The following is a 24,164-nucleotide window of genomic DNA, read 5'->3' as shown; positions in this document are numbered from 1 at the left end:
CGTCTCACGCACCCTTCGCGGCACTACGCACGAGGACGACGCCGCCCTTAGGACCGGGAACCGCGCCCTTGACGAGCAGCAGACCCTTCTCGGCGTCGACCGCGTGAACGGTCAGGTTCTGCGTGGTCTGACGGTCAACGCCCATCCGACCAGCCATGCGCACACCCTTGAACACGCGCGACGGGGTCGAGGCCCCACCGATCGAGCCGGGCTTGCGGTGGTTACGGTGCGAACCGTGGGAGGCGCCAACGCCGTGGAAGCCGTGCCGCTTCATGACGCCGGCAAAGCCCTTTCCCTTGGTCGTCCCGATGACGTCGACGACGCTCCCGGCCTCGAAGGCCTCAGCGGTGAGCTCCTGGCCGAGGTTGTACTCGCCAGCGTCGGACGTGCGGATCTCGGTCACGTGGCGGCGCGGAGTGACTCCGGCCTTCTCGAAGTGACCCTTCAGAGGCTGCGTCACCTTGCGCGGGTCGATCTGCCCGTACGCGAGCTGCACGGCGGTGTAGCCGTCAACCTCAGCGGTACGGATCTGGGTCACCACGTTGGTGCCGACCTGGACCACGGTCACGGGGACGAGGCGTCCTGCCTCGTTCCAGACCTGGGTCATCCCGAGCTTGGTGCCGAGCACGGCCGTCACGGGCCGCTCGTTCTGCTGGGTAGTCATGTGTATGTCCTTCCCAGTCTCAGAGCTTGATCTCGATGTTCACGTCCGCGGGCAGGTCGAGGCGCATGAGCGAGTCGACCGCCTTCGGCGTGGGATCGATGATGTCGATGAGCCGCTTGTGCGTGCGCATTTCAAAGTGCTCGCGGCTGTCCTTGTACTTGTGAGGCGAACGAATCACAACGAATACGTTCTTCTCCGTCGGCAACGGCACCGGGCCCACGACCGTCGCACCAGCGCGTGTCACCGTGTCGACGATCTTGCGTGCCGAACTGTCGATGACCTCGTGGTCGTAGGACTTGAGCCGGATGCGGATCTTTTGTCCCGCCATGGCGTCGTCTGACTCTCTCTCTCGAACCGCTAGCTTCCGACCCCCGCACTCGGGCGTGTCGCACTGGGCGACACACACTCGCGCAGCACCACTCGGTGGTGCAGGATCGTTGGATATGTGAATCGAACCGCTGCCGCAGGCCCTTCTCAGTGCCCGACGGTGCAGAACCGAATCGCAACGTCTCTCGCCTGTGTGGAACAGGTGTTCCGCGGCACCTCAATCTGTCAGTCGTCCAGAGAGTTCAACACGCAGAACGGCCCGGAGGGCCAGCTGTTCAACACACTGTTCGACATTTGAATGAGCGCACCCGCAACAGGCAACCTGAGTAGTCTGACACGCCGACGCCCAAAAGGCCAACCCTGGCGCCGGACGACGACGTCACAGCGCCGCAGCGAGCCCTGCCGGCGGCCGGACGCACAAGAGCCCGGCCGCCGTCAGGCGACCGGGCTCCCGGTGTGCGAGCGTGTCAGCTCAGAAGATCAACGTCACTTGACGATCTTCGTGACCTGGCCCGATCCGACCGTACGGCCACCCTCACGGATGGCGAAGCCGAGGCCCTCTTCCATCGCGATCGGCTGGATGAGCTCGACGCTCATCTCGGTGTTGTCGCCGGGCATGACCATCTCGGTGCCCTCGGGCAGCGTGATGACACCGGTGACGTCCGTGGTCCGGAAGTAGAACTGCGGACGGTAGTTCGAGTAGAACGGGTTGTGACGCCCGCCCTCGTCCTTGCCGAGGATGTAGACGCGAGCCTCGAAGTTCGTGTGCGGGGTGATGGAACCCGGCTTCACGACGACCTGGCCGCGCTCGACGTCCTCGCGCTTGATGCCACGCAGGAGGAGACCGGTGTTGTCGCCGGCCTGTGCCTCGTCCATGGACTTGTGGAACGTCTCGATGCCCGTGACCGTGGTCTTCTGAGCGGGACGGATACCGACGATCTCCACCTCGGAGTTCACCGTGAGGCGACCGCGGTCGACCTTTCCGGTGACGACGGTTCCACGACCGGTGATCGTGAAGACGTCCTCGATCGGCATGAGGAACGGCTTGTCGAGGTCACGGACCGGGTCCGGCACGTTCTCGTCGACAGCCTCGAGGAGCTCCTCGACCGACTTGGTCCAGGTGGCGTCGCCCTCGAGCGCCTTGAGGCCCGACACGCGGACGACAGGAGCGTTGTCACCGTCGAAGCCCTGCGCGGAGAGGAGCTCGCGCACCTCCATCTCGACGAGCTCGAGGATCTCCTCGTCGTCGACCATGTCGGCCTTGTTGAGCGCGACCAGCAGGTAGGGAACGCCGACCTGGCGGGCGAGCAGAACGTGCTCACGGGTCTGAGCCATCGGGCCGTCCGTGGCGGCGACGACGAGGATCGCGCCGTCCATCTGCGCGGCACCGGTGATCATGTTCTTGATGTAGTCAGCGTGACCGGGAGCGTCGACGTGAGCGTAGTGACGCTTCTCCGTCTCGTACTCGATGTGCGCGATGTTGATCGTGATACCGCGCTGCTTCTCTTCCGGAGCCTTGTCGATGTCGTCGAACTTGAACTCGGGGTTCAGGTCCGGGTACTTGTCGTGCAGCACCTTCGAGATCGCTGCCGTCAGCGTCGTCTTACCGTGGTCAACGTGACCGATGGTACCGATGTTGACGTGCGGCTTGGTCCGCTCGAACTTGGCCTTCGCCACTGGGGTCCTCCTGGGACTTGGGTAGTTGTGCCGAACGATGCAGGCGCGGCTCGTAGAGCCGCCCCTGCTGGGCGTGCGGGTCGCTACAGGTTGATGGTCTTGATACTACAGTTCGACCTGTGGGGACTCACTCGCCCCGGGTCTTCTTGATGATCTCTTCGGCAACGTTCCGAGGAACCTCGGAGTAGCTGTCGAACTGCATCGAGTACACGGCGCGGCCCTGGGTCTTCGACCGCAGGTCACCGATGTACCCGAACATCTCTGACAGAGGGACGAGTGCGCGGATGACCTTCACACCCGTGGCGTCCTCCATGGACTGGATCATGCCGCGTCGGGAGTTGATGTCACCGATCACGTCACCCATGTAGTCCTCGGGGGTCCGCACCTCGACCGCCATGACCGGCTCCAGCAGAACCGGGTCCGCTCGCCGGACGCCCTCCTTGAGGATCATCGAGCCAGCAATCTTGAACGCCATCTCCGAGGAGTCGACCTCGTGGTAGGCGCCGTCGAGCAGCGTCGCCTTGATTCCGACGAGCGGGTAGCCGGCGAGCACGCCGAGCTCCATCGCTGCCTGGATACCGGCGTCGACGCTCGGGATGTACTCGCGGGGGATGCGGCCACCGCTGACCTTGTTCTCGAAGACGTAGAGCTCGCCCTCGGCCGGGTCCAGCGGAGCGAACGACATCTGCACCTTGGCGAACTGACCGGATCCACCGGTCTGCTTCTTGTGCGTGTAGTCGATCTTCTCCACCGTCTTGCGGATCGTCTCGCGGTACGCCACCTGCGGCTTGCCGACGTTCGCCTCGACCTTGAACTCGCGCCGCATGCGGTCGACGAGGATGTCGAGGTGGAGCTCACCCATCCCGGCGATCACGGTCTGACCCGTGTCGACGTTGAGCGAGACCTGGAACGTCGGGTCCTCGTCCGAGAGCTTCTGGATGGCCGTGGAGAGCTTCTCCTGGTCACCCTTCGTCTTCGGCTCGATCGCCACGGAGATGACGGGCTCGGGGAACGTCATCGACTCGAGCACGACCGGGTTCGCGAGGTCGCACAGGGTGTCACCCGTGGTGACGTCCTTGAGCCCGATGAACGCGTAGATGTGGCCGGCCGTGGCCTCCTCGACGGGGTTCTCCTTGTTGGAGTGCATCTGGAAGAGCTTCCCGATGCGCTCCTTCTTGTTCTTCGTCGCGTTGAGCACCTGGGCGCCCTGCGACACCTTGCCGGAGTACACGCGGACGTAGGTGAGCTTGCCGAAGAACGGGTGCGTGGCGACCTTGAACGCGAGCGCAGCGAACGGCTCGGTCGCGTCGGGGTGACGCTCGACGACGATCTCCTCGTCGCGGACGTCGTGCCCCTGCATGGCGGGGACGTCGAGCGGCGTCGGGAGGTAGTCGATGACGGCGTCGAGCATGGGCTGGACGCCCTTGTTCTTGAACGCCGAGCCGCACAGGACCGGGTAGGCCTCGGAACGGATGGTCAGCTCGCGGATACCGGCCTTGAGCTCTGCGACGGTCGGCTCCTCGCCACCGAGGTACTTCTCGAGAAGCTCCTCGTTGGCCTCGGCGACGGCCTCGATGAGCTCTGCGCGGTACTGCGCGGCCTTCTCGACGAGGTCAGCCGGGATCTCCTCGGTGGAGTACTCCTCGCCGAGGGCGGTCTCGCCGCGCCACACGAGGGCCTTCTGCTCGACGAGGTCGACGACACCGATGAAGTCGTTCTCGGAGCCGATCGGGAGCTGGATCACGAGCGGCTTCGCCTTGAGGCGGTTGATGATCGTGTCGACGGTGAAGTAGAAGTCCGCGCCCAGCTTGTCCATCTTGTTGACGAAGCAGATGCGCGGGACGTCGTACTTGTCAGCCTGGCGCCAGACGGTCTCCGACTGGGGCTCGACGCCCTCCTTGCCGTCGAAGACGGCGACTGCGCCGTCCAGGACACGGAGCGAGCGCTCGACCTCGACGGTGAAGTCGACGTGCCCGGGGGTGTCGATGATGTTGATCTGGTTGTTCTTCCAGTAGCAGGTCGTCGCGGCGGACGTGATCGTGATGCCGCGCTCCTGCTCCTGCTCCATCCAGTCCATCGTCGAGGCGCCGTCGTGCGTCTCACCGATCTTGTAGTTGACCCCCGTGTAGAAGAGGATCCGCTCGGTGGTGGTCGTCTTGCCAGCATCGATGTGGGCCATGATGCCGATGTTGCGGACCTTGTTCAGGTCGGTCAGCACGTCAAGTGCCACGGTGTTTTACCTCTTACTGGGTGGGGGATGGAGCACAGAAGATTGGTCGGACGCCGAGGGCGTCGCGGGACGGGCGGCGCCCCGGGACGGGTCCCGGGGCGCCGACGCCATCACCAGCGGTAGTGCGCGAAGGCCTTGTTGGACTCGGCCATCTTGTGCATGTCCTCACGGCGCTTGACCGCGGCACCGAGGCCGTTGCTCGCGTCGAGGATCTCGTTCATGAGGCGCTCGGTCATCGTCTTCTCGCGGCGGGCGCGCGAGTAGTCGGTGAGCCAGCGCAGCGCGAGCGTGGTGGAACGCACGGGGCGGACCTCGACGGGCACCTGGTAGGTGGCTCCACCCACGCGGCGCGAGCGAACCTCGAGCGCGGGGCGGATGTTCTCGAGCGCGCGCTTGAGAACGACGACGGGGTCGCCTGCCGTCTTCTCGCGCACGCCCTCGAGCGCGCCGTAGACGATGGCCTCTGCGGTCGACTTCTTGCCGTCGAGCAGAACCTTGTTGATCAGCTGAGTGACGACCGGGGATCCGTAGACCGGGTCGACGATGAGGGGCCGCTTCGGGGCCGGGCCTTTACGAGGCATCAGCTCTTCTCCTTCTTCGCGCCGTAGCGGCTGCGAGCCTGCTTGCGGTTCTTGACACCCTGGGTGTCGAGAGCGCCGCGGATGACCTTGTAGCGCACGCCGGGGAGGTCCTTCACACGACCGCCGCGCACGAGCACGATGGAGTGCTCCTGCAGGTTGTGGCCGACACCGGGGATGTATGCAGTGACCTCGACGCCGGAGGAGAGCTTCACACGGGCGACCTTACGGAGCGCTGAGTTCGGCTTCTTCGGGGTGGTGGTGTAGACGCGGGTGCACACACCGCGCCGCTGGGGGGAGCCCTTGAGGGCCGGGGTCTTGGACTTTCCGACCTTCGATGTCCGCCCCTTGCGGACGAGCTGCTGAATCGTGGGCACTGCGTCTCCGTGTCTACTCGAGCTCACCGGGGAGTTCCCGGTGGTGGCTGCTACTGGCACATATTGCTGGACTGAGTCGGGCTGGGTGCACGAGGGCACCGCAGCTTCGCTGCAATACGCCACGTACCACCGGCTCGATGGCCGGTCCTGTGCACTGGTGCACCGGACCGGAGAACGCCCGCCGCTGCCGCTCCCAGCGCCCCACCGATGATCCGGTGGCGCTGACCGAGCCCTCCCCGCGTGGTCGAGCCGGCGCGACATCAGTCACGCGGCGACCTTCGGGGTGGATCTCGTTCACATGAGAGCCCTACAGTACGGGCACGGTTTCCCACCTTACCGGCGCAGGACCAGATCGTCAAAGGTCAGGTCGCACGTCACACGACCACCCGCTCCTCCCCCGCCGTCGAGCGTGAGACGTCGGGCGGGGACGACTCGGGGCGGCTCCCCCGCAGGAGAGCCGCCCCGTGTCGTCAAGCTCCGTCAGACCTCAGCGGAAGTCCGGACCGAAGTCGATGTCCTCGAGCGGGATCGCCTCGCCGGAGCCCATGCCGAGCGCCGGGAAGTCGATCTCGTCGTACCCGAAGCTCGGGTACAGCTCTGCCTTGGCCTCCTCCGTCGGCTCGACCTTGACGTCGCCGTAGCGCGGAAGGCCGGTACCGGCAGGGATGAGCTTTCCGAGGATGACGTTCTCCTTGAGGCCGAGCAGCGGGTCCCGGCGCCCGCTCATCGCGGCCTCCGTGAGGACACGCGTCGTCTCCTGGAAGGACGCCGCCGACAGCCACGAGTCGGTCGCGAGCGACGCCTTCGTGATGCCCATGAGCTCCGGACGGCCGGAGGCGGGCTGACCACCCTCGGCCACGGCACGCCGGTTGGCGTCCTCGAAGCGACCACGCTCGGCCAGCTCTCCGGGAAGGAGGATCGAGTCGCCCGAGTCGAGCACCGTCACGCGCCGCAGCATCTGCCGCACGATGACCTCGATGTGCTTGTCGTGGATGTCCACGCCCTGGGAGCGGTAGACCATCTGGACCTCGTCCACGAGGTGCTTCTGCGTGGCACGGGGGCCGAGGATGCGCAGGACCTTCTTCGGGTCCACCGCACCCTGCACGAGCCGCTCACCGACCTCGACGTGCTGGCCGTCCTCGACGAGCAGACGCGACCGCTTCGTCACCGGGTAGGCGATCTCCTCGGACCCGTCGTCCGGGGTGAGGACGAGCCGGCGCGTGCGCTCCGTGTCGTCGATCGCGATCCGACCGGAGAACTCCGCGATCGGCGCCTCACCCTTGGGGGTGCGGGCCTCGAAGAGCTCCGTGACACGCGGCAGACCCTGCGTGATGTCGTCGGCCGATGCCACACCACCGGTGTGGAACGTACGCATGGTCAGCTGCGTGCCGGGCTCACCGATGGACTGGGCGGCGATGATGCCGACCGCCTCACCGATGTCGACGAGCTTGCCCGTCGCGAGCGACCGGCCGTAGCACTTCGCACACGTGCCGACACGGGACTCGCACGTGAGGACCGAGCGCACCTTGAGCGTGGTCACGCCGGCTGCGAGCAGCGCGTCGATGAGCACGTCCCCGACATCGTCGCCGGCGTCGCCGATAACGACACCGTCGACCTCGACCCGCGACGCGAGCGTGCGCGAGTAGATGCTCTGCTCGACCTTCTCGTGGCGGACGAGCACACCGTTGCCGATGTCCTCGCTCACCGGGAGGGTCAGGCCTCGCTCCGTGCCGCAGTCCTCCTCGCGGACGATGACGTCCTGCGAGACGTCGACGAGACGACGCGTGAGGTACCCCGAGTCGGCGGTCCGCAGCGCGGTGTCCGCGAGACCCTTACGGGCACCGTGCGTCGCGATGAAGTACTCGAGGACCGAAAGGCCCTCGCGGTAGTTCGACTTGATGGGGCGCGGGATGATCTCGCCCTTCGGGTTCGCCACGAGCCCACGCATACCGGCGATCTGGCGGACCTGCATCCAGTTACCACGAGCACCCGAGCCCACCATGCGGTAGACCGTGTTGCGCACGGGGAAGTTGTCCCGCATGGCCGTGGCGACCTCGTCGGTCGCGTTGGTCCAGATCTCGATGAGCTCCTGACGGCGCTCGTCGTCGGTGATAAGACCCTTCTCGAACTGCTGCTGCACCTTGAGCGCACGCGCCTCGTGCGCCTCGAGGATGCCTGCCTTGGCGGCAGGCGTCGCGACGTCGGAGATGGCGATCGTGATGCCGGAGCGGGTCGCCCACCGGAAGCCGGCGGCCTTGAGGGCGTCGAGCGACTCGGCGACCTCGACCTTCGGGTAGGTCTCGGCCAGCTCGTTGACGATCTGCGACAGACGCTTCTTGTCGACGACCGAGTTGACGTACGGGTAGTCGACAGGGAGCAGCTCGTTGAACAGCGCCCGGCCGAGGGTCGTCTTGAACAGCAGCGGGGTGCCCGGCTCCCAGCCCTCCGGTGCCTCGAAGTCCGAGACCGGCGGGACGAGGTCCTCCATGCGGATCGTGATCTGGGCGTTGAGGTCGAGGCTCCCGCCGTCGAAGGCCATGATCGCCTCGGACACCGAGCTGAACGCACGGCCCTCGCCGATCGGGTCGACCTTCTCGGACGTCAGGTGGTAGAGACCGATGATCATGTCCTGGGAGGGCATGGTCACGGGGCGACCGTCGGACGGCTTGAGGATGTTGTTGCTCGAGAGCATGAGGATGCGCGCCTCGGCCTGGGCCTCGGCGGACAGCGGCAGGTGCACAGCCATCTGGTCACCGTCGAAGTCGGCGTTGAACGCCGCACAGACGAGCGGGTGCAGGTGGATGGCCTTGCCCTCGACGAGCTGGGGCTCGAACGCCTGGATACCCAGGCGGTGCAGGGTGGGTGCACGGTTGAGCAGCACGGGGTGCTCGGTGATGACCTCTTCGAGGACGTCCCACACGGCCGACTTCGCACGCTCGACCATGCGCTTGGCGCTCTTGATGTTCTGCGCGTGGTTGAGGTCGACGAGGCGCTTCATGACGAACGGCTTGAAGAGCTCGAGCGCCATCTGCTTGGGCAGACCGCACTGGTGCAGCTTGAGCTGCGGGCCGACGACGATGACCGAACGGCCCGAGTAGTCGACGCGCTTGCCGAGCAGGTTCTGGCGGAAGCGCCCCTGCTTGCCCTTGAGCATGTCGGAGATCGACTTGAGCGGACGGTTGCCCGGTCCGGTCACCGGGCGCCCACGGCGCCCGTTGTCGAAGAGGGAGTCCACGGCCTCCTGCAGCATGCGCTTCTCGTTGTTGACGATGATCTCGGGGGCACCGAGGTCGAGAAGACGCTTCAACCGGTTGTTGCGGTTGATGACGCGGCGGTAGAGGTCGTTGAGGTCCGAGGTGGCGAAACGGCCACCGTCGAGCTGGACCATCGGACGCAGGTCCGGCGGGATGACGGGGACGGCGTCGAGCACCATGCCCGTGGGCGAGTTCGTCGTCGTGAGGAACGCGTTGACGACCTTGAGGCGCTTGAGCGCACGGGTCTTGCGCTGTCCCTTGCCGCTGCGGATGATCTCGCGCAGCGACTCCGCCTCGGCGACGAGGTCGAAGTCCTGGAGGCGCTTCTGGATCGCCGCAGCGCCCATCGAGCCCTCGAAGTAGTTGCCGTACCGGTCCTGGAGGGCACGGTAGAGCATCTCGTCACCCTCGAGGTCCGCGACCTTGAGGTTCTTGAACTTGTCCCAGACCTGCTCGAGGCGGTCGAGCTCCGCGTCGGAACGCTTGCGGATCTGCGCCATCTCGCGCTCGGCCGAGTCGCGCACCTTGCGGCGCGCGTCAGCGCGTGCGCCCTCGGCCTCGAGCGCAGCGAGGTCCGCCTCGAGGCGCTGCGCGCGCATCTCGATGTCGTTGTCCCGACGGTCGGTGATCTCCTTGCGCTCCAGGTCGATCTCGTTCTGGAGGTTCGGGAGGTCTTCCTGCCGGCCGTCGACGTCGACCGACGTGATCATGTACGCCGCGAAGTAGATGACCTTCTCGAGGTCCTTCGGGGCGAGGTCGAGCAGGTAGCCGAGGCGCGACGGCACACCCTTGAAGAACCAGATGTGGGTGACGGGAGCGGCGAGCTCGATGTGGCCCATGCGCTCACGGCGCACCTTGGAGCGCGTGACCTCGACGCCACACCGCTCGCAGATGATGCCCTTGAAGCGCACGCGCTTGTACTTGCCGCAGTAGCACTCCCAGTCCCGGGTGGGGCCGAAGATCTTCTCGCAGAAGAGGCCGTCCTTCTCGGGCTTGAGCGTGCGGTAGTTGATGGTCTCGGGCTTCTTGACCTCGCCGTGCGACCAGGTACGGATGTCGTCTGCTGTTGCCAGTCCGATACGCAGCTCGTCGAAGACATTGACGTCGAGCAAGGTGGTCCTACTTCCTTCGTCTGCCGGCCTTCCCCGGGACAGTTCCCGGGCCGGCGCGGTGGAGGTACTACATGGTGTCGGTGGGTGACGGGGACGCCGCGCACGGCGTCCCCGTCACTGCCGAGGTCAGATCTCGTCGATGCTTGATGCCGCGTTCGGCCGGCGGGAGAGGTCGATCCCCAGCTCCTCGGCGGCGCGGTACACGTCGTCGTCGGACTCGCGCATCTCGATCGAGGTCCCGTCGCTGGAGAGCACCTCGACGTTCAGGCAGAGGGACTGCATCTCCTTGAGGAGCACCTTGAAGGACTCAGGAATTCCCGAGTCGGGGATGTTCTCGCCCTTGACGATGGCCTCGTAGACCTTCACGCGTCCGGGGACGTCGTCCGACTTGATCGTCAGGAGCTCCTGGAGGGTGTACGCGGCGCCGTACGCCTCGAGCGCCCACACCTCCATCTCGCCGAACCGCTGGCCACCGAACTGCGCCTTACCACCGAGCGGCTGCTGGGTGATCATCGAGTACGGGCCCGTCGACCGTGCGTGGATCTTGTCGTCCACGAGGTGGTGGAGCTTGAGGATGTACATGTAGCCGACGGCCACCGCCTCGGGGAACGGCTCGCCGGAACGGCCGTCGAACAGGCGCGCCTTGCCGTCGGGCTGGACCATGCGCTGGCCGTCCCGGTTGGGCAGGGTGCTCGTGAGGAGCCCGCTGAGCGCGTTCTCCTGCAGGCCGTCGAAGACCGGCGTCGCCACGGGGTTGCGCGGTCCGCTCTTGGACGCGATCTCCGGGACGTCGTCCTTCCAGGAGAGGTCACCCTCCGTGGCGAGCGTGATGTCCCAGCCCTGTGCCGCGATCCACCCGAGGTGGACCTCGAGCACCTGACCGACGTTCATGCGTCCGGGGACACCCATCGGGTTGAGGACGATGTCGACGGGCGTGCCGTCCTCGAGGAACGGCATGTCCTCGACCGGCAGGATCGTCGAGATGACGCCCTTGTTCCCGTGGCGACCAGCGAGCTTGTCACCTGCGGTGATCTTGCGTCGCTGGGCGATGTAGACGCGAACCAGCTCGTTGACGCCGGCGGGCAGCTCGTCGCCGTCCTCGCGACGGAACTCCTTGACGCCGATGACCGTGCCGGACTCCCCGTGAGGAACCTTGAGCGACGTGTCGCGGACCTCACGAGCCTTCTCGCCGAAGATGGCGCGCAGGAGGCGCTCCTCCGGGGTGAGCTCGGTCTCGCCCTTGGGCGTGACCTTCCCGACGAGCACGTCACCGGAGCCGACCTCGGCGCCGATGCGGATGATGCCGCGCTCGTCGAGGTCCGCGAGGACGTCCTCGGAGACGTTCGGGATGTCCCGGGTGATCTCCTCGGGCCCGAGCTTCGTGTCGCGGGCGTCGACCTCGTGCTCCTCGATGTGGATCGAGGACAGGACGTCGTCCTGCACGAGGCGCTGCGACAGGATGATCGCGTCCTCGTAGTTGTGGCCCTCCCAGGACATGAACGCCACGAGGAGGTTGCGGCCCAGGGCCAGCTCTCCCTCGTCCGTGGCAGGACCGTCGGCGAGCACGGAGCCGATCTCGACCCGGGCGCCCTCGTCGACCAGCACGCGCTGGTTGTACGACGTGCCCTGGTTCGAGCGACGGAACTTGGCGACGCGGTAGCTCGTCGTCGTGGCGTCGTCGTTGGCGACGACGATGAGGTCGGCGGAGACCTCGGTGACGACACCCGGCTTCGTCGCGACGATGACGTCACCGGCGTCGATCGCAGCGCGGCGCTCCATACCGGTGCCGACGAGCGGCGCCTCGGAGCGCACCAGCGGGACAGCCTGGCGCTGCATGTTCGCGCCCATGAGCGCGCGGTTGGCGTCGTCGTGCTCGAGGAACGGGATGAGCGCGGTCGCGACCGACACCATCTGGCGCGGCGAGACGTCCATGTAGTCCACTGCCGAACCGAGGATGTCGTCGGTCTCTCCACCCTTGGTGCGCACGAGCACGCGCTCCTGGGCGAACGAGTTGTCCGCAGCGAGCTCCGTGTTGGCCTGGGCGATGACGAAGCGGTCCTCGTCGTCGGCGGTGAGGTAGACGACCTCGTCGCTCACGCGACCGTTCTCGACCTTGCGGTACGGCGTCTCGATGAACCCGAACGGGTTGATCCGGCCGAACGACGCGAGCGAACCGATGAGGCCGATGTTCGGGCCCTCAGGGGTCTCGATGGGGCACATGCGTCCGTAGTGCGACGGGTGGACGTCACGGACCTCCATGCCGGCGCGGTCACGGGACAGACCACCCGGGCCCAGCGCGGACAGGCGACGCTTGTGCGTCAGTCCGGCGAGCGGGTTGTTCTGGTCCATGAACTGCGACAGCTGCGAGGTGCCGAAGAACTCCTTGATCGACGCCACGACCGGGCGGATGTTGATGAGGGTCTGCGGCGCGATCGCCTCGACGTCCTGCGTCGTCATCCGCTCGCGAACGACGCGCTCCATGCGGGACAGGCCGGTCCGGACCTGGTTCTGGATGAGCTCGCCCACGGCGCGGATACGACGGTTGCCGAAGTGGTCGATGTCGTCGGTCTCGACGCGGACCTCGATCGCCTCACCGTTCTTGGTGCCGGGGATCGTGGCAGCGTCGGCGTGCAGCGCAGCGAGGTACTTGATCGTCGCGACGATGTCCGTCACGGTGAGGACCGAGTCGCTCAGGGGCGCGTCGATGCCGAGCTTCTTGTTCACCTTGTAGCGGCCGACCTTCGCGAGGTCGTAGCGCTTGGAGTTGAAGTAGAAGTTCTCGAGGAGCGAGCGGCCGGCCTCGACCGTCGGCGGCTCGCCCGGACGGATCTTGCGGTAGAGGTCCACGAGGGCCTCTTCCGCCGTGGTGACGTGGTCCTTCTCGAGGGTGTCGAGGATCGACGGGAAGTCGGCGAACTCCTCCCGGATCTCGGACTCGGTGAGGCCGAGCGCCTTGAGCAGCACCGTCACGGACTGCTTGCGCTTGCGGTCGACGCGGACGCCGACGGCGTCCCGCTTGTCGATCTCGAACTCGAGCCAGGCACCGCGGGACGGGATGATCTTCGCGGAGAAGATGTCCTTGTCGCTCGTCTTGTCGGCGGCGCGCTCGAAGTAGACGCCGGGCGAACGGACGAGCTGCGAGACGACCACGCGCTCGGTGCCGTTGATGATGAAGGTGCCGCGGGCGGTCATGAGCGGGAAGTCGCCCATGAAGACCGTCTGGCTCTTGATCTCACCGGTGTTGTAGTTGAAGAACTCGGCCGTGACGAACAGCGGCGCGGCGTAGGTGAAGTCCTTCTCCTTGCACTCCTCGGCCGTGTGCTTGGGCGGCTCGAAGCGGTGGTTGGAGAACGAGAGGGACATCGACGAGCCGAAGTCCTCGATCGGGGAGATCTCCTCGAAGATCTCCTCCAGCCCGGAGGTCGCGGGGACGTCCTGGCGGCCGCTCTCGTTGGCGGCAGCGACGCGGGCGCGCCACTTGTCGTTCCCGAGGAGCCAGTCGAAGCTCTCGGTCTGGAGACCGAGGAGGTCGGGGACCTCGAGCGGTTCGAAGATCTTGGCGAAGGAGACGCGCCGAGACGCGGTGCGGTTCGCGATCGCGTCGGCGGACGGAGCAGAAGGGGTGCGCGAGGCAGCCAAGAGGGGTCCTTCCCTGCGGTTCGAGTGCACGCTGTTGCGCTTTGCGTCCTGCTCGGCCACCCTTGTGGTGTTCGCCGAGGCTCCGAGGGCCGCTCAGCCCTTGTTTTCCAAGGACTTTCGCGTCTCACAGCTCCGCGGACCACCCTTCGAGAACGCCCCGGAGTTCGCTCCGGACTGTCTGAAGGTTGGTCCACCCGGCATCAGGGATGGGTTTTGCAGGCACACGCCAGCGCAAAGCGTTAGCATAGCCGACCGAGTCAAGGATGAGCAACCCGGACGTTCGTGCACGAGCGTGGGACGCCTCAGCGAGGCGTCGGCGGGGCTCCGCGGCGACATGCCGATGCCGCGTGCCCGGGCTCGATCTCTGTGCAGACGACGAAGCCCGCACCCCTGGGGGTGCGGGCCTCATCGTCTGCGATGGTGGAGCTGTGGAGCTCAGATCACTTGAGGGTGACCGTGGCGCCGGCGCCCTCGAGGGCAGCCTTGGCCTTCTCGGCCGTCTCCTTGTTAGCAGCCTCGAGGACCGCCTTCGGAGCACCGTCAACGAGGTCCTTCGCCTCCTTCAGGCCGAGGCTCGTGAGGGCGCGCACCTCCTTGATGACCTGGATCTTCTTCTCGCCAGCCGACTCGAGGATGACGTCGAACTCGTCCTTCTCCTCCTCGACCTCGACCGCGGCGGCGGCCGGACCTGCAACGGCGACAGCGGCGGGGGCCGCTGCGGTGACCTCAAAGGTCTCCTCGAACGCCTTCACGAACTCGGAGAGCTCGATGAGGGACAGTTCCTTGAAAGCCTCGATGAGCTCTTCGGTGGTGAGCTTCGCCATGGTCGGCGTTCCTTCCTGGTTGTCCTGCGTGAAGCAGAGGGTGTGGGGTGTGTGCGGTTCCTGGGCGATCCCTGACGGGAAGGCTCAGGACTCGCTGTCCTGCGAAGCCTGCTTCTCGCGCAGGGCGTCGATCGTGCGCACGGCCTTGGAGGCGGGGGCCGTGAAGAGGTATGCCGCCTGGTAGAGCGACGCCTTGAAGACGCCGGCCAGCTGGGCGAGCAGCACCTCGCGGGACTCGAGGTCCGCGAGCTTGTTGATGTCCGCAGCGGTCATCGGGCGCCCGTCGAGGACACCCGCCTTGATGATCAGCTGGGGGTTCGCCTTGGCGAAGTCACGCAGGCCCTTGGCAGCCTCGACCGGGTCCCCGGAGACGAAGGCGATTGCCGACGGCCCGGAGAGGTCGGCGTCAAGTCCTTCGACACCGGCCTCCTTGGCCGCGATCGCGGTCAGCGTGTTCTTCACCACGGCGTAGGTTGCGTTGCCGCTGAGCGACCGACGCAGCTGCTTGAGCTGCGCGACGGTGAGCCCGCGGTACTCAGTCAGCACTGCAGCGTTCGACTCGCGGAACAGGTCCGAGAGCTCCGCGACTGCGGCTGCCTTGTCCGGCCTCGCCATGGCAATCCTTCCGATGGTGGTGCCGCGTGTCTCGCCGGGGATCCCGGCTCCCGCACCACACACAAAAAAGAGCCCCGCGCAGGCGCGGGGCTCGCATCGCACAGCCCTCACGGGCTGCTGCTCTGGTTGCTCTCTCACCTGCGCCGGCCCCCGCTGCGAGCGGAGCTTCGGTCAACTGCGCCCGTTTCTGGGCACGATCGACGACCTGCGGTCTTGGGTACCCCCATAGCGTACGCCACGTCGTCGCCAGGTCCAAACGCCCCCGGGTCGACTCCCCCGGGCCGTCGGCTCCAGGACGGCACGAAGCCGGGCCCCTCCCAGGGACCCGGCTTCGTGCTGCACTGCCAGCGGGCCTGCGCCCGCGTCACGACACGACCGTCAGGCGGCCTCGTCCTCGCCGAGCAGCTTCGTCGTCTTCGTCTGGTCCACGGGGATGCCGGGGCCCATCGTCGTCGCGAGCGTCGCCCGGGTGATGTAGCGGCCCTTGGAGGAGGACGGCTTGAGACGCAGGACCTCGTCGATCGCTGCGGCGTAGTTCTCCACCAGCTGGTTCTCGGTGAAGGAGACCTTGCCGATGATGAAGTGGAGGTTCGAGTGCTTGTCGACGCGGAACTCGATCTTTCCGCCCTTGATCTCCGTGACAGCCTTCGCCACGTCCATCGTCACGGTGCCGGTCTTCGGGTTCGGCATGAGACCGCGGGGGCCGAGGACCTTACCGAGGCGCCCGACCTTCCCCATGAGGTCCGGCGTCGCGACGGCGGAGTCGAAGTCGGTGAACCCGGCCGCGACCTTCTCGATGAGCTCGTCGCCACCGACGATGTCGGCGCCCGCGGCGCGTGCCTGCTCGGCACGCTCACCCGTGGCGAAGACCAGGACCCGAGCGGTCTTGCCGGTGCCGTGGGGCAGGTTGACGGTGCCACGGACCATCTGGTCCGCCTTGCGGGGGTCGACGCCGAGGCGGAAGGCGACCTCGACGGTCGCGTCCCACTTGGTGACCGAGGTCTCCTTCGCGAGACGCACGGCCTCGAGGGGCGTGTACAGGTTGTCGCGATCGATCTTCTCCGCCGCGTTGCGGTATGCCTTGCTGCGCGTTGCCATCTGCTTGTTCTCCTTGTAGCAGTCGTGGTCTACGGGTCCGCGCGGACCCTGCCACTCTCCAGCGGGCCTACGGCCTGCCGGACGGATGTGAATGAGGTGCTGAAGGTCAGCCTTCGACCTTGATGCCCATGGAGCGAGCGGTGCCGGCGATGATCTTCGAGGCAGCCTCGAGGTCGTTGGCGTTGAGGTCCTCGAGCTTCGTGGAGGCGATCTCGCGGACCTGGTCGGCCGAGAGGGTCGCGACCTTGACCGTGTGCGGGGTGGGCGAACCCTTGTCCACGCCAGCGGCCTTCTTGATGAGCTCCGCTGCAGGCGGCGTCTTCGTGATGAAGGTGAAGGTGCGGTCTTCGTAGACCGTGATCTCCACGGGCACGACGTTGCCACGCTGCGACTCGGTCGCGGCGTTGTACGCCTTGCAGAACTCCATGATGTTGACGCCGTGCTGACCGAGCGCGGGGCCGATCGGGGGTGCCGGCGTGGCAGCGCCGGCCTTGATCTGGAGCTTGATCAGCCCAGATACCTTCTTCTTGGGAGGCATGTCGGGTCCTTCGTGTTCTGACTCAGTAGATGACGACGCCGCACGGCGCCGTCCGCTCGCTCAGGATCAGATCTTGGCAACCTGGCTGAACGACAGCTCGACCGGGGTCTCCCGGCCGAAGATCGACACCAGCACCTTGAGCTTCTGGCTCTCGGCGTTGATCTCGGAGATCGAGGCGGGCAGCGTGTCGAACGGCCCGTCGGTGACGGTGACGGACTCCCCGACCTGGTACTCGACCTCGATCGCGGGACGCCCTTCGGCACCCTTGCTCGTGCCGTCCGCCTTGGGGGCGATGAGCGGCGCGAGCATGCCGAAGACCTCGTCCTGGGTCAGCGGCACCGGCTGGTGGGTGTGTCCCACGAACCCGGTGACGCCGGGCGTGTGGCGCACGGCGCCCCACGACTCGTCGGTGAGGTCCATGCGCACGAGGACGTAACCGGGGATCCGAACGCGGCGGACGACCTTCTTCTGCGCGTTCTTGATCTCGGTGACCTCCTCCATCGGAACCTCGATCTGGAAGATGTAGTCCTCCATGTTGAGGCTCTGGATGCGGTTCTCGAGGTTGGCCTTGACCCGGTTCTCGTAACCCGCGTAGGAGTGGATGACGAACCAGTCACCGGGCTTGGAGCGCAGCTCGCGCTTGAAGGCCTCGACCGGGTCCTCCTCGACGTCCTCGTCAGCAGCGGCGTCGCTGCCTCCGGTCTCGTCGACGGGCTCGGCGTCGGTCGCGGGGACCTCGTCCGAGGCGTCCAGCTCACCGGCATCCACGTCCTCGGACGTGGCAACGGTCGCATCCGCGCTCTCGGCATCGGACACGACGGCGTCGACGATCTCCTCCGTCGGTTCGAACGACTCCTGAGACACGGGTCAACCTGCTTTCTACTGACTGTCCGAGAACCTGCCCGGACGGACTGTGGTGTGGTGCGGCGCGGACCGCGGCCCGGCGTCGCGCTGTTCGTACCCGGCACCCGCAGGGCCAGGCGTCGTCGGGACGACGGCTGGCGTCAGCCGAACACCCAGAAGACGCCCTTGCCGATGAGGAAGTCCAGCAGGACGACGAATCCCATCGCGACGAGCACGAAGACGATCACGACCAGCACGTAGTTGAACAGCTCCGAGCGGGTCGGGGTGACGACCTTCTTGAGCTCCCCGACGACCTGGCGCAGGAAGAGGGCGACCCGCGCGAAGAAGTTGGCCTTCTTCTGCGTGGACTTCTTGTCGCTGCTCTTCGCTCCGCTGACGCCGACGCTCTCGGCGTTGGCGGCACCAGATGCGGATTCGCTCACTGTTCGTCCCTACGTCGTGGCCTGTGTCATCACGTGCCCATGACCTCGTCTCCCCCATGACGGGGGCAGCGCCACGACCGACCCGAGGTCGGTGATGACACTCAGCAGGGCAGACAGGACTCGAACCTGCAACCTGCGGTTTTGGAGACCGCTGCGCTACCAATTGCGCCACTACCCTTTGAGGACGACATCCAGTATCCACGGCTGCGAGATACCCTCGCGGGCACGCTGCAGTGTGGTGGACGTCAACCACCGATTGACCACTGTACGCGACGGTGGTCCCCCGGTCTAACCAGCGTCGCTTCCCGCGGCCGGACCGGGGCGAGAAGCGAGCCAGCGGGCCTCCCCTGCCGACCATGTCCACCGATCGGCTGACCCACCCCTCCACCGGTGGGCGCGGCGCAGATCCCGCCGGTCCACGGCTGCCGCGAGCACCCGTCCGCGGAGCATGCTGGTCCCATGACACAGACCACTCCCGCTCCGGCCATCGAGGTCAAGGGACTGACGAAGACGTACGGGGACCGTCACGCTGTCGCCGGCGTCGACCTCACGGTCCGCACCGGCGAGATCTTCGCGATCCTCGGACCCAACGGCGCCGGAAAGACGACGACCGTCGAGATCCTCGAAGGCTTCCGGCAGGCGACCACCGGGCACGTCCGGGTGCTCGGTGAGGACCCCGCTGTCGCGGGCCGGGCCTGGCGCAGCCGCATCGGCGTCGTGCTCCAGGACTCCCGCGACCAGCCCGAGCTCAGTGTCCGCGAGCTCCTGCGGCACGTCGCCACGTACTACCCCGACGCCCGGGACGCTGACGAGGTGATCGAGTCCGTCGGCCTGACGGACAAGGCCACGGACCGCGTCCGCCACCTGTCCGGTGGGCAGCGACGCAGGCTCGACGTCGGCCTGGGCATCGTCGGGAGGCCCGAGCTGCTCTTCCTCGACGAGCCCACGACCGGCTTCGACCCGCACGCACGGCGGAGCTTCTGGGACCTCATCTCGTCCCTTCGCGATGGTGGGACCACCATCGTCCTCACGACCCACTACCTCGACGAGGCAGCGCACCTCGCGGACCGCGCCGCCGTCGTCCGGGCCGGCCGTGTCGTCGCGCTCGACGCCCCGGACCAGCTGGGGGGCCCCGGAGCCCGCCGCACGACCGTCCGCTGGCAGCAGGACGGGCAGAGCAGGTCCGAGGCGACCGACCAGCCGACAGCCCTCGTGGCCCGGCTCGCCCGGGAGGTGGCCGGACCCGACGGGGAGGTCCCCGGCCTGCAGGTCGTCCGGCCGAGCCTCGAAGACGTCTACCTGTCCCTCATCGCCCAGGCCGACGACGCGGACGCGCCGTCCCGGCCCGGCACCGCACAGGAGGTCTCACGATGACCGCGACCCACGTACCCCAGCGCCGCGACGCCGCGAGCAGCGGCCAGCCCACCCGCCTGCCGAGCACGGCGAAGCTCGGATGGGAACGCACCCGGTTGGAGATCACGACGTTCTTCCGGGAGCGTGACGCGCTCGTCTTCATCTTCGCCTACCCCATCATCATGCTGGCGATCTTCGCGACCGTCTTCGGCAAGGACGGGGCGACGCTGGGCGACCCTGCCGACGGGGCGGTCGTGCCCTTCGCCCAGTACTTCCTCCCCGGCATGATCGCCACCGGCATCATGCTCACGACGTTCCAGACGCTCGCGATCAACATCGCCGTCGAACGGGACGAGGGGACCCTCAAACGCCTCCAGGCCACGCCGTTGTCCCCGACGAGCTACATCCTCGGGAAGATCGGGCAGGTCCTCGTCGTCTCGCTCGTCCAGCTCGCGCTCCTGCTCGTGGTCGCCGCGCTCGTCTTCGACGTCCCCATGCCGTCGACCGCCGGCGCCTGGAGCACCTTCGCCTGGGTCTTCGTGCTCTCGGCGACGACCGGCGCCGTGTGCGGCATCGGGTTCTCGTCGTTGCCCGGCAGCGGCAGGTCCGCGAGCGCCGTCGTGACACCGGTGGTCCTCGTCCTGCAGTTCGTGTCGGGGGTGTTCTTCGTGTTCACCGACCTGCCGAGCTGGATGCAGCGGATCGCCGAGGTGTTCCCCCTCAAGTGGATGGCCCAGGGCATGCGGTCGGTGTTCCTCCCCGAGCACGCTGCGGCGTGGGAGGCGTCGGGGTCCTGGCAGCACACGACGACGGCCCTCATCCTTGGTGCATGGCTGATCCTCGGACTCCTCGTCGGTGTGCGGACCTTCCGGTGGCGACGCCGTGACGACGGCTGACGCGGCGCACCTCGCCGGTCCGCCGACCCGCACCCACCCGGGCGCGGCGTCGGACGGACGTCACGTGCAGCGCGAGGCCGCGTCCTGGTCGCGGGTGCTGCGCTACTGGCACCTGGCGTTCTACGGTCTCGTGGCCATCGCCGCCGGGTCCCTGGTCGCGGGCGCTTCCGACCGCCCGGCCGGCTGGGGCACCGGGCTCACCGCCTCGCTCGTCGCGCTGGCCGTCCTCGTCGTCGTGTACGCGTCGGTGGGCAGGCGGGCCGTCGAGACCGAGAACCTCCGCAGCGGCGCGCTGTACCTGGGCGTCCTGTTCGCGGTGACGGGCTTCGTCACCGGCATCGACCCGCTCGGCACCGTGCTGCTGTTCGTCGCGTACTCGCAGGTGTGGCTCCTCGCACCCACGACGCGGTCGGGGGTGTACCTCTGCATCGTCCTCACGGCGGTAGTCACCCTCGCGCTGCTGTTCCGGCTGCGCGACTCGGGAGAGCACCCCGCCGTCATCGTCTTCCAGATGCTGCTCGGGCTGGCGTTCGCCCTCCTCATGGGGATCTGGCTGCGGACCGTGATCTCCCAGGGCACCGCCCAGGTCCAGCTCCTCGACGACCTCGAGGCCGCCCAGGCGGAGGTGGGACGACGCCAGCACGCCGCGGGGGTCGCCGCTGAGCGCGAGCGGCTCGCCCGCGAGATCCACGACACCCTCGCCCAGGGCTTCACGAGCGTCATCATGCTCACGCAGACGGCAGGGATCGACCTCGAGCGCGGGGCGGTCGCCGCCGTCGCCCAACGGCTCGATCTCATCGAGCGCACGGCGCGGGAGAACCTCGCCGAAGCGCGGTCGCTCGTCGCGGCCTTCGCACCACCGCCCCTGCAGGGATCGAGCCTCGGGCAGGCGCTGACCCGGCTCGTCGAGGGCTTCGAGGACGAGACGGGCGTTCCCGTGGCGGCATCGGTGGACGTCCCGGACGACGCGGCGGGACCGACCCTGCCTCCGGGCGGGGACGTCGTGCTCCTGCGCGCCGCGCAGGAGTCGCTCTCGAACGTCCGGCGCCATGCCCGGGCGACGTGCGCGACGCTCGAGCTGCGGTTGACCACGAGCGGCGCGACGCTCGTGGTCGAGGACGACGGCGTGGGGATCGACCCTGGCATGAGCGAGGGGTTCGGCCTGCAGGGCATGCGCGAGCGTGTCGCGGCCTACGGTGGGTCCGTGCAGATCACCTCCCGCCGCCTGACAGAGCCCAGCGACGCCCCGGAGCACCCCGGGGCCCGGCGTGGCACCCGGGTGCACGTCACGGTTCCCGGTGCCCACCATGGCGACCACGCACACGCGGTGCACGCCGGTGTGTGACGCCCGGGGAACCGTCCGGGTGCTCGTCGTCGACGACCACCCCGTGGTGCGCGCCGGGATCGCCGGTCTGCTCGCGGCCGAACCGGACATCGAGGTCGTCGGCGAGGCCGAGGACGGCCAGCAGGGCGTGGCGCTCGCGCGCGAGCTCGCGCCCGACGTCGTGCTCACCGACCTGCGCATGCCTGTGCTCGACGGCGTCGCCGCGACGCGGGCCATCCGCGCCCTGCCGGCCCCACCACGGGTGGTGGTGCTCACCACCTACGAGACCGACTCGGAGATCCTGCGGGCGGTCGAGGCCGGTGCCACCGGCTACCTGCTCAAGGACACTCCCCGTGCCGAGCTCGTCGCCGGTGTCCGGGCAGCTGCGCGCGGCCAGACGGTGCTCGCGCCGTCGGTCGCCACCCGCCTCGTCACGCAGATGCGTGGCGAGGACGAGCGCCTCACCGCCCGGGAGATCGAGGTGCTCGGCGCCGTCGCGCGCGGGCTGAGCAACCCCGCGATCGGGCGGGAGCTGTTCATCGCCGAGGCAACCGTCAAGACGCACCTGCTGCGGATCTTCGGCAAGCTCGGCGTGGACAGCCGGACGCTCGCCGTCACACGGGCGATGGAACGGGGGATCCTGCCCGCCCCCCGATGACGGGTTCCTAGACGGCGTGGGCCGGCAGGGACGCCGCCAGCGTACGGCCGAGGGCCTCCGCCCAGGTGCGGACCGCATCAAGGTCACGCGCGTCGCCGTAGGTACCGCGCGCGGCGAGGATGGCGGCACGCTCGGCCAGGGAGAGCTGGAGCACGTCGAGGTTGCCCGGGAAGTACTGGTGCGCCTCCGGCTGCACCGCCACATTCTCGACGGTCGGGAGCGTCACGGCGGGGGCCTTCCCGGACAGGCCCGAGGAGAACAACCAGACGCGACGACCGGGGAGCTGCCGGGCGACGCGGTCGACCATGTCCCGTGCCGCGGGGAGCCACTGCCCCAGGTAGATCGCCGACCCGACGACAAGGGCGTCGTAGTGCCCGACGTCGTAGACGTCCTCGGGGTCGATCTGGTCGACATCGACACCGTGGTGCGCCAGGGATCTCGCGATGACGGTCGCGATCTCCCGCGTCGAACCGTGCCGTGACGCTGCGCTCACCAGAGCTCGCATGGTGTCTCCTTGGTCGTCGTGCCGGCACGCGTCTGCGCGCGTCGTCCCTCCATCGTCCCGCCGCACCGCTCGGGGATCGTGGGCCGGAAGTCCCGGTTGCTGTCAGAATCGGGGAATGCGCCACCCGTCCTTCCCCGCACCCCAGGTTCCAGGAGATCAGCGGTGCGGCGGCGGCCGTCGGGATCTGCGGACCCTGCCCAAGGCCCACCTGCACCTGCACTTCACCGGGTCCATGCGCAAGGAGACTCTCGCCGACCTCGCCGCGGTGTACGGCATCCGGCTGCCCAGCGCCCTCCTCGACGCCGACCCTGTGCTGTTCCCGGCCGACGAGCGGGGCTGGTTCCGGTTCCAGCGGCTGTACGACGCCGCACGGGCCTGCGTGCGGTCAGCCGATGACATGCGACGGATCGTGCTGGAAGCGGCTGAGGACGACGCCGCCGAAGGCTCCGGCAGGCTGGAGATCCAGGTCGACCCGACGTCGTACGCGCCGTTCGTCGGCGGGCTCACACCCGCGCTCGAGGTGGTGCTCGACGCCGCGCGCACGGCGACCCAGACCTGGGGCACCGAGGTCGCGGTGATCGTCGCCTCGTCACGCATGCGGCACCCCCTCGAGGCGCGGACCCTCGCCCGGCTCGCTGCGCGGTACGCCGGCGACGGTCCGGGAGAGGTCGTGGGGTTCGGCCTGAGCAACGACGAGCGCCGGGGCACGACGCCGGACTTCGGCCCCGCGTTCGCCATCGCGCGCCGTGCCGGTCTGGCGTCCGTCCCGCACGGCGGCGAGCTCCTCGGCCCCGACCACATCCATGAGGTCGTCGAGAACCTGCGGCCCGACCGGCTCGGCCACGGCGTGCGCGCCATCGAGGACCGTGAGGTGCTCGCGACCCTCGTCGCGAACGACGTCGCGCTCGAGGTCAACCCGGCGTCCAACGTCTCCCTCGGTGTGTACGCCGAGCACGCAGCCGTGCCGCTACGTGCACTGGTGGAGGCAGGGGCCGTCGTCGCGCTCGGAGCCGACGACCCGCTGCTGTTCGGCTCGCGGCTCGTCGCACAGTACGAGACGGCGCGGGAGGTGCACGGCTTCTCCGACGCCGAGCTCGCCGCGCTCGCCCGCTCGTCGATCACCGCGAGCCGAGCGTCAGCGGCCACGAAGGCCCGGCTCCTCGCGGGCGTCGACGACTGGCTGGCGACGCCCGGCGAGCGGTGACGGTC

Annotated in this window: 20 protein-coding genes and 1 tRNA gene; 5 read left to right on the top strand and 16 right to left on the bottom strand. The window is 67.9% G+C overall.

What is annotated here, in order from left to right; translation table 11 throughout:
* Positions 1–4 precede the first annotated feature (4 nt).
* From rplC to AC2AXK_RS12355, 15 genes are all read right to left on the bottom strand, one after another.
* Positions 5–664 carry a 50S ribosomal protein L3 gene (gene rplC / locus AC2AXK_RS12425; RefSeq protein WP_484345686.1) on the bottom strand — a complete coding sequence of 220 codons (660 nt, stop codon included), beginning with the start codon at positions 662–664 and terminating at the stop codon, positions 5–7.
* Positions 665–683: 19 nt separating this feature from the next.
* The gene (rpsJ, locus tag AC2AXK_RS12420) at positions 684–992 is read right to left on the bottom strand and encodes a 30S ribosomal protein S10 (protein ID WP_019146773.1); all 309 of its coding nucleotides are present in this window, start codon (positions 990–992) and stop codon (positions 684–686) included.
* A gap of 485 nt (positions 993–1,477) precedes the next feature.
* The gene (gene tuf / locus AC2AXK_RS12415) at positions 1,478–2,668 is read right to left on the bottom strand and encodes an elongation factor Tu (protein ID WP_484345685.1); all 1,191 of its coding nucleotides are present in this window, start codon (positions 2,666–2,668) and stop codon (positions 1,478–1,480) included.
* Positions 2,669–2,795: 127 nt separating this feature from the next.
* Entirely contained in the window at positions 2,796–4,898 is a 2,103-nt protein-coding gene (fusA, locus tag AC2AXK_RS12410; protein WP_484345684.1) for an elongation factor G, read from the bottom strand.
* A gap of 110 nt (positions 4,899–5,008) precedes the next feature.
* On the bottom strand, positions 5,009–5,479 hold the full coding sequence (gene rpsG / locus AC2AXK_RS12405; protein ID WP_484345683.1) for a 30S ribosomal protein S7: 471 nt from the start codon (positions 5,477–5,479) through the stop codon (positions 5,009–5,011).
* On the bottom strand, positions 5,479–5,853 hold the full coding sequence (gene rpsL / locus AC2AXK_RS12400) for a 30S ribosomal protein S12 (RefSeq protein ID WP_066464686.1): 375 nt from the start codon (positions 5,851–5,853) through the stop codon (positions 5,479–5,481). The genes rpsG and rpsL overlap by 1 nt, the downstream gene beginning before the upstream one ends.
* Before the next feature lie 487 nt (positions 5,854–6,340).
* On the bottom strand, positions 6,341–10,219 hold the full coding sequence (locus tag AC2AXK_RS12395) for a DNA-directed RNA polymerase subunit beta' (protein ID WP_484345682.1): 3,879 nt from the start codon (positions 10,217–10,219) through the stop codon (positions 6,341–6,343).
* Positions 10,220–10,345: 126 nt separating this feature from the next.
* Entirely contained in the window at positions 10,346–13,858 is a 3,513-nt protein-coding gene (gene rpoB / locus AC2AXK_RS12390) for a DNA-directed RNA polymerase subunit beta (RefSeq protein ID WP_484345681.1), read from the bottom strand.
* Between the two features lie 440 nt (positions 13,859–14,298).
* On the bottom strand, positions 14,299–14,682 hold the full coding sequence (rplL, locus tag AC2AXK_RS12385) for a 50S ribosomal protein L7/L12 (RefSeq protein WP_484345680.1): 384 nt from the start codon (positions 14,680–14,682) through the stop codon (positions 14,299–14,301).
* A gap of 84 nt (positions 14,683–14,766) precedes the next feature.
* Complete coding sequence (rplJ, locus tag AC2AXK_RS12380; protein ID WP_484345679.1) at positions 14,767–15,297, bottom strand: 50S ribosomal protein L10; 531 nt, start codon at positions 15,295–15,297, stop codon at positions 14,767–14,769.
* Between the two features lie 378 nt (positions 15,298–15,675).
* Entirely contained in the window at positions 15,676–16,395 is a 720-nt protein-coding gene (gene rplA, locus AC2AXK_RS12375; protein WP_484345678.1) for a 50S ribosomal protein L1, read from the bottom strand.
* Between the two features lie 106 nt (positions 16,396–16,501).
* Positions 16,502–16,933, bottom strand: a complete 432-nt coding sequence (rplK, locus tag AC2AXK_RS12370) for a 50S ribosomal protein L11 (RefSeq protein ID WP_484345677.1) — start codon at positions 16,931–16,933, stop codon at positions 16,502–16,504.
* A gap of 66 nt (positions 16,934–16,999) precedes the next feature.
* Positions 17,000–17,797, bottom strand: coding sequence for a transcription termination/antitermination protein NusG (gene nusG / locus AC2AXK_RS12365; RefSeq protein ID WP_484345676.1), 798 nt, complete (start codon positions 17,795–17,797; stop codon positions 17,000–17,002).
* Between the two features lie 140 nt (positions 17,798–17,937).
* Positions 17,938–18,219 carry a preprotein translocase subunit SecE gene (secE, locus tag AC2AXK_RS12360; RefSeq protein WP_484345675.1) on the bottom strand — a complete coding sequence of 94 codons (282 nt, stop codon included), beginning with the start codon at positions 18,217–18,219 and terminating at the stop codon, positions 17,938–17,940.
* A 105-nt stretch (positions 18,220–18,324) separates the two neighbouring features.
* Positions 18,325–18,397 (bottom strand) — tRNA-Trp (locus AC2AXK_RS12355).
* 281 nt (positions 18,398–18,678) lie between these two features.
* Between AC2AXK_RS12355 and AC2AXK_RS12350 the strand changes: the two genes are divergently transcribed.
* The 4 genes from AC2AXK_RS12350 to AC2AXK_RS12335 are packed head-to-tail and all read left to right on the top strand — an operon-like array spanning position 18,679 to position 22,450.
* Complete coding sequence (locus tag AC2AXK_RS12350; RefSeq protein ID WP_484345674.1) at positions 18,679–19,593, top strand: ABC transporter ATP-binding protein; 915 nt, start codon at positions 18,679–18,681, stop codon at positions 19,591–19,593.
* Positions 19,590–20,468, top strand: a complete 879-nt coding sequence (locus AC2AXK_RS12345) for an ABC transporter permease (RefSeq protein WP_484345673.1) — start codon at positions 19,590–19,592, stop codon at positions 20,466–20,468. The genes AC2AXK_RS12350 and AC2AXK_RS12345 overlap by 4 nt, the downstream gene beginning before the upstream one ends.
* Positions 20,455–21,813, top strand: coding sequence for a sensor histidine kinase (locus AC2AXK_RS12340; protein ID WP_484345672.1), 1,359 nt, complete (start codon positions 20,455–20,457; stop codon positions 21,811–21,813). Before AC2AXK_RS12345 ends, AC2AXK_RS12340 begins: the two co-directional genes overlap by 14 nt.
* On the top strand, positions 21,776–22,450 hold the full coding sequence (locus AC2AXK_RS12335) for a response regulator (protein ID WP_484345671.1): 675 nt from the start codon (positions 21,776–21,778) through the stop codon (positions 22,448–22,450). Before AC2AXK_RS12340 ends, AC2AXK_RS12335 begins: the two co-directional genes overlap by 38 nt.
* A 7-nt stretch (positions 22,451–22,457) precedes the next feature.
* Here AC2AXK_RS12335 and AC2AXK_RS12330 read toward each other — a convergent pair whose 3' ends face one another.
* Positions 22,458–22,955, bottom strand: a complete 498-nt coding sequence (locus AC2AXK_RS12330) for a flavodoxin domain-containing protein (RefSeq protein ID WP_484345670.1) — start codon at positions 22,953–22,955, stop codon at positions 22,458–22,460.
* A gap of 232 nt (positions 22,956–23,187) precedes the next feature.
* On the opposite strand from AC2AXK_RS12330, the gene AC2AXK_RS12325 reads away from it, so the two are divergent.
* A complete protein-coding gene (locus AC2AXK_RS12325; RefSeq protein WP_484345754.1) occupies positions 23,188–24,159 on the top strand; it encodes an adenosine deaminase in 972 nt (323 codons plus the stop codon).
* Positions 24,160–24,164 lie beyond the last annotated feature (5 nt).

The organism is Sanguibacter sp. Z6_81 (assembly GCF_057180625.1).
Note: the sequence above shows the minus strand (reverse complement) of the source record. Positions and strands in the feature narration are given on the sequence as shown.

Coding starts and splice junctions, on each gene's coding strand:
- rplC (WP_484345686.1), bottom strand. CDS start 664: ATGACTACCCAGCAGAACGAGCGGCCCGTGACGGCCGTGCTCGGCACC.
- rpsJ (WP_019146773.1), bottom strand. CDS start 992: ATGGCGGGACAAAAGATCCGCATCCGGCTCAAGTCCTACGACCACGAG.
- rpsG (WP_484345683.1), bottom strand. CDS start 5,479: ATGCCTCGTAAAGGCCCGGCCCCGAAGCGGCCCCTCATCGTCGACCCG.
- rplL (WP_484345680.1), bottom strand. CDS start 14,682: ATGGCGAAGCTCACCACCGAAGAGCTCATCGAGGCTTTCAAGGAACTG.
- rplJ (WP_484345679.1), bottom strand. CDS start 15,297: ATGGCGAGGCCGGACAAGGCAGCCGCAGTCGCGGAGCTCTCGGACCTG.
- rplA (WP_484345678.1), bottom strand. CDS start 16,395: ATGGCAACGCGCAGCAAGGCATACCGCAACGCGGCGGAGAAGATCGAT.
- rplK (WP_484345677.1), bottom strand. CDS start 16,933: ATGCCTCCCAAGAAGAAGGTATCTGGGCTGATCAAGCTCCAGATCAAG.
- AC2AXK_RS12350 (WP_484345674.1), top strand. CDS start 18,679: ATGACACAGACCACTCCCGCTCCGGCCATCGAGGTCAAGGGACTGACG.
- AC2AXK_RS12345 (WP_484345673.1), top strand. CDS start 19,590: ATGACCGCGACCCACGTACCCCAGCGCCGCGACGCCGCGAGCAGCGGC.
- AC2AXK_RS12335 (WP_484345671.1), top strand. CDS start 21,776: ATGGCGACCACGCACACGCGGTGCACGCCGGTGTGTGACGCCCGGGGA.
- AC2AXK_RS12330 (WP_484345670.1), bottom strand. CDS start 22,955: ATGCGAGCTCTGGTGAGCGCAGCGTCACGGCACGGTTCGACGCGGGAG.
- AC2AXK_RS12325 (WP_484345754.1), top strand. CDS start 23,188: ATGCGCAAGGAGACTCTCGCCGACCTCGCCGCGGTGTACGGCATCCGG.